We start from the raw sequence: 4513 nt of genomic DNA, 5'->3' as shown, positions 1-4513 counted from the left end.
GGCCGCCGCCCGGGCCCGCCTCGCCGCGGACGGGCTCGCCGCCGCCGTGATCGGGCCCCGGCCGCTCGCGGGGCCGGGCCACAAGGTCCCGGGCTTCCCCGCCCATCCCGGCGTGGCGCGGCGGGGCAGCCTCGTCCCGGTCGGGTTCCTGGCGACCTCCGGCTCCCTCGTCGACCTCGCCGCCTTCGCGGCGGTCGGACCGTTCCGGACGGATTACTTCATCGACGGGGTCGATCTCGAATGGTGCTACCGCGCCTGGGCGCGCGGCTACGGCTGCTGGCTGGAGGAGGCGACGGGCCTGCACCACCATGTCGGCTCCGGCACCATCCGCGGCCCGTTCGGTCTCGCCATGGCGCGCCAGCCCCTGTTCCGGATGGCGACCTACCTGCGCAACGCCGTCTACGGCCTGCGCCTGCCCCACCTCCCCGCCCGCTGGAAGCTGCGCCAGGCGGCCTATCTGCCGGTCCAGATCGGGCTCTACTGGGCCGATTCCGGCTTCCGCCCGCGGGTCCTGCTGCGCCTCCTCGAGGCGCTCCGCGACGGGCTCGCCGGGCGCCTCGGGCCGCCGCGCGACCTGCCTAAGACCTTGCCCGGGACCTCGCCCGCGCCCGCGACCCCGCCTTCGGAGACGCGCCCGTGAGCGACCTCGACATCGTGATCGTCAACTGGAACGGCGGCGGCCTCGTGCGGGCCTGCCTCGCGAGCCTCGCGGCGGCGGAGGCCGCGCTCGGCGATGCCCTCGCGCTCCGGGTCGTGGTGGTCGATAACGGCTCGACGGACGGCTCGGCGGATGGGCTTCCGGCCCTGGCGCACGGGCCTTCGGTGGTCCGCGCCGGGGCGAATCTCGGCTTCGCCCGGGCCTGCAACCGCGGCGCGGCGGAGGGCCGGGCCGGGGCGATCCTGTTCCTCAACCCCGATACCCGCGTCTCGGCCGACAGCCTGCGCATCGCCCACACGGCGCTCATGACCGAGCCGGCCACCGGCATCGTCGGGGCGCGGCAGGTCGCGGGCGACGGCGCGGTCGAGCGCAGCTGCGCCCGGGCGCCCACCGCGTCGAGCCTCATCGGCCAGGCGCTCCGCCTCGACCGGCTCGGTCTCGTGCCGAGCCATTTCATGACCGAGTGGGACCACGGGGAGGACCGCGCCGTCGATCAGGTGATGGGCGCCTTCCTGATGATCCGGCGCGACCTGTTCGCCCGGCTCGGCGGCTTCGATCCGCGCTTCTTCGTCTATTACGAGGATGTCGATCTCTGCCTGCGGGCGCGGGCCGCGGGGTTCGCGGTCCGCCACGTCGCGGGGGCGCTGATCCGCCACGAGGGCCAGGGCACCACCCGGCAGGCGAAGGCGCACCGGCTGTTCTACATCCTGCGCAGCGGCGTCCTCTACGCGGGCAAGCATCACGGCCGCGCCACGGCGCTCGCGCTCCTCGCCCTCGCGTTTCTGGCGCAGCTGCCGATGCGCCTCGCCTACGCCGCCCTGCGGCGCAGCCCGGGCGAGGCGGCCGAGGTGCTGAGGGCCGGCGTCCTGCTGCTCGGCGCCGCGCCCGGGCTGCTGGTCGCGATCGCGGGGCGGTGAGGCGAACGGCGCGGGCGCGCGTTGACCCCCCGAGACAGGGGGGACGGACATGACGGTGCAGCGCCTGATCCATGCGAGCTCGAACGGCGACCGCTGGTCGCTGGCGCGCGACGCGGGAGCGGACCGGGATGCGGTCCACATCCTGCACGAGCCCGCCGCCGCCTCCGGCGGGCGGCCCGCGCGGATCGGGCTCGCTTCCTTCCTCGCGGGCAACCCGGACGCGCCGGAGCGGCGGGCGCTCGTCGACCTGGTCGGCACGCTGGTCGAGGCGGCTCCGGTGACGGCCGCCGCCCCGGAGGCCGGCGCCGCGGCGGCCGAGCCCTCGCCGGGGGAGGAGGCGGTGTAGCTACAGCACCGCCTCGATCAGCCCGAGTTCGCGCGCCCGCTCGGCCTCGATGTACCAGTTCTCGGGCGCGCGCCGCAGCACCTCCTCCAGCGTCACCTGCGAGCCGCGGATCAGGTTGGCGAAGCCCTCGTTCTGGATGGCGATCGAGCACTCGATCTCGTGGAGCGTGGCCTTCAGGCCGGCGATGCAGGTGGTGAGCGGGCCGTTGACCGTGAGCTGCTTGTTCATCTTGCGCTCGTGGATCATCAGCCGCGTGCCGCGGGTGAGGTAGCGGTTGGGCTTCGCGAAGAAGCTCAGGAAGGTGGTGCCGGCCGAGTAGATCGCCGCCTTGCCGAGGAAGACGAAGCGCCGCCGCGGCTCGGCCTCGCTGTGGAAGCGGATGTCCTCGCCCATCATGCGCGCCACCTCCGGGTCGCCGCCGAGGGTCGACAGCTCCACCACCACGAGGTCCTGCCCCTCCGCCCCGTCGAGCTGGCGGCGGAAGTCCCGGTACATGTCGTGGTCGACGGGGCCCGAGAGCAGGATGGCGGGGGTGCGGAAGGCGGCGGGGGCCAGGGGGGTGGCGGTCGGGTCGGCGGAGGTCGTGGCGGCGGAGGTCGTGGCGGTCATGGGGCGCGCATCGTCCGGTTGGGGCTCGCCCGGCAGAATCCCTCCGCGCCCCTCCGGTTCCCGCCCGGGGGCATCGCCGCGCCTCAGGACGCTCGCGGCCCGGCCAGGATCAGGGCGGCGCCCGCCAGCGCCACGGCGCCGCCCGCGAGGTCCCAGCGGTCCGGCCGCTGCCCCTCCGCCGCCCAGAGCCAGAGGAGCGAGGCCGCGATGTAGACGCCGCCATAGGCCGCGTAGGCGCGGCCCGCCGCCTCCGCCTCGACGCGGGTCAGCAGCCAGGCGAACAGGGCGAGGCTCGCCAGTCCCGGCAGCAGCCACAGGGCGGAGCGCCCGTGGCGGAGCACGGCCCAGAAGGCGAAGCAGCCGGCGATCTCGGCGAGCGCGGCGGCGCCGTAGGCGGCGAGCGTGAGCACGGATTGGGGCATGGCGGGAGGCATGCGGTGGGGATAGCCCATCCCGCCGCGGTTTGCGCGGCCCGCCCCCTGGCCGCTGGCGACGCTTGCCGCTAGAACCGCACGGACCGGTGATGGAGACGACGATTCCCGACGACGTGTGGGCGACGGCCCTGGGCCTGTTCGCCGTGCTCGCCCTGGTCTTCGCCAACGGCTTCTTCGTGGCGGCGGAGTTCGCTCTCGTCGCGGTGCGCCGCAGCCGCGTCAGCGAGCTGGTCTCGGAGGGGCGCACCAACGCCCGGGCGCTGATGCGTGCCACCGACCATCTCGACGCGCATCTCGCCGCGACGCAGCTCGGCATCACCATCTCGTCCCTGGCGCTGGGCTGGGTCGGCGAGCCGGCGCTCGCCCATCTCGTCGAGCCGGCGCTCGCCTGGCTGCCGGGCAGCCTGCCGCAGGCCGGCGCCCACACCCTCGCGGTGGCGGTCTCCTTCATCGTGATCACCGCGCTCCACATCGTGCTGGGCGAGCTCGCTCCGAAGAGCCTCGCCCTCCAGCGCAGCGAGCGCACGGCGCTCGCCATCGTGCGGCCGCTCGGCCTGTTCCTGCTGGTGTTCCGGCCGGCCATCGTGGTGCTGAACGGCCTCGGCAACGGCGTGCTGCGCCTGTGCGGGCTGCAGCCCGGCCACGGCGAGGGCGCCCAGCACTCCACCGCCGAGCTGAACCTCCTCGTCGAGGCGAGCCGCCAGGCGGGCCTTCTGGAGGAATCGCAGCAGGAGGCGGTGGAGCGCATCTTCGCCCTGGGCGACCGCCGCATCCGCGAGGTGATGACGCCCCGCCCCGACATCGAGTGGGTCGATTCGGAGGAGGAGCGCGAGCGGATGCTCAAGGCGGTGCGCGACTGCAACCACGCCCAGATCGTGGTGAGCCGCGGCACCGTGGACGAGGTGGTGGGCGTGCTGCGCAAGCAGGACCTGCTCGACCAAGTGCTCGACGGGCGCCCCATCGACATCGCCGCGGTGACGCGCGAGCCCATCGTGGTGCACGAGGCGATGTCGGTGCTCGCCGTGCTGGAGACCTTCCGCAAGAAGCCCGTGCAGATGGCGATCGTGGTGGACGAGTACGGCAGCCTCGAGGGCATCGTCACGCCGACCGACCTTCTCGAGGCGATCGCGGGCGACATCCCCGAGCCCGGCGACGAGCCGGCCGTGGTCGAGCGCGAGGACGGCTCGCTCCTCATCGACGGCATGATGCCGGCGGAGGAGGCCTTCGACCGGCTCGGCTTCGGCGAGCGGCCGGAGATGGACGACTTCACCACGCTCGCGGGCTTCGTCATCGTCCGCCTCGGCCACATCCCGTCCGAGGGCGATTCCGTCGAGGCGCAGGGCTGGCGCCTGGAGGTGATCGACATGGACGGGCGGCGGATCGACAAGATCCTGGCGACGCCCGTCGCGTGAGCGCGCCCCGCCCCGGTGACCCTGGCCGAGGCGCTGCCGGTCTGGGCCCGCATCGCCGCGCTGTCCTTCGGCGGGCCGGCCGGGCAGATCGCGGTGATGCACCGCATCCTCGTGGAGGAGCGGCGCTGGATCTCCGA

Annotated in this window: 6 protein-coding genes and 1 pseudogene; 5 read left to right on the top strand and 2 right to left on the bottom strand. The window is 74.4% G+C overall.

Annotation, left to right across the window (positions count from 1 at the left end):
• The 3 genes and pseudogenes from MET9862_RS29750 to MET9862_RS28530 all read left to right on the top strand — a co-directional run.
• Positions 1-640, top strand: a pseudogene (locus MET9862_RS29750) (glycosyltransferase family 2 protein); the annotation flags it as partial.
• A complete protein-coding gene (locus MET9862_RS28535; RefSeq protein WP_142586258.1) occupies positions 637-1575 on the top strand; it encodes a glycosyltransferase family 2 protein in 939 nt (312 codons plus the stop codon). The pseudogene MET9862_RS29750 and the gene MET9862_RS28535, both read left to right, overlap by 4 nt.
• 49 nt (positions 1576-1624) lie before the next feature.
• The gene (locus tag MET9862_RS28530) at positions 1625-1921 is read left to right on the top strand and encodes a hypothetical protein (protein ID WP_142586257.1); all 297 of its coding nucleotides are present in this window, start codon (positions 1625-1627) and stop codon (positions 1919-1921) included.
• On the opposite strand, the gene MET9862_RS28525 is transcribed toward MET9862_RS28530, so the two are convergent.
• Positions 1922-2530, bottom strand: coding sequence for a ClpP family protease (locus MET9862_RS28525; protein ID WP_142586256.1), 609 nt, complete (start codon positions 2528-2530; stop codon positions 1922-1924). It abuts the gene before it with no gap.
• Between the two features lie 83 nt (positions 2531-2613).
• A complete protein-coding gene (locus MET9862_RS28520; protein ID WP_185157048.1) occupies positions 2614-2940 on the bottom strand; it encodes a YnfA family protein in 327 nt (108 codons plus the stop codon).
• A gap of 113 nt (positions 2941-3053) precedes the next feature.
• On the opposite strand from MET9862_RS28520, the gene MET9862_RS28515 reads away from it, so the two are divergent.
• Positions 3054-4376 (top strand): hemolysin family protein, encoded by a 1323-nt coding sequence (locus MET9862_RS28515; RefSeq protein WP_142586254.1) that lies wholly within the window; start codon positions 3054-3056, stop codon positions 4374-4376.
• 15 nt (positions 4377-4391) lie between these two features.
• Positions 4392-4513: chromate transporter (locus MET9862_RS30715; protein ID WP_368773578.1), on the top strand; the 122-nt coding region annotated here is incomplete at its 3' end.

The organism is Methylobacterium symbioticum (assembly GCF_902141845.1).
Classification (GTDB): domain Bacteria; phylum Pseudomonadota; class Alphaproteobacteria; order Rhizobiales; family Beijerinckiaceae; genus Methylobacterium; species Methylobacterium symbioticum.
The sequence above is the reverse complement of the archived record's forward strand: the minus strand, read 5'-3'. Positions and strand labels throughout refer to the sequence as shown.

What these genes read in the sequence shown, in the direction of transcription:
- MET9862_RS28530 (WP_142586257.1), top strand. Translation starts at nt 1,625, where the DNA reads ATGACGGTGCAGCGCCTGATCCATGCGAGCTCGAACGGCGACCGCTGG.
- MET9862_RS28525 (WP_142586256.1), bottom strand. Translation starts at nt 2,530, where the DNA reads ATGACCGCCACGACCTCCGCCGCCACGACCTCCGCCGACCCGACCGCC.
- MET9862_RS28515 (WP_142586254.1), top strand. Translation starts at nt 3,054, where the DNA reads ATGGAGACGACGATTCCCGACGACGTGTGGGCGACGGCCCTGGGCCTG.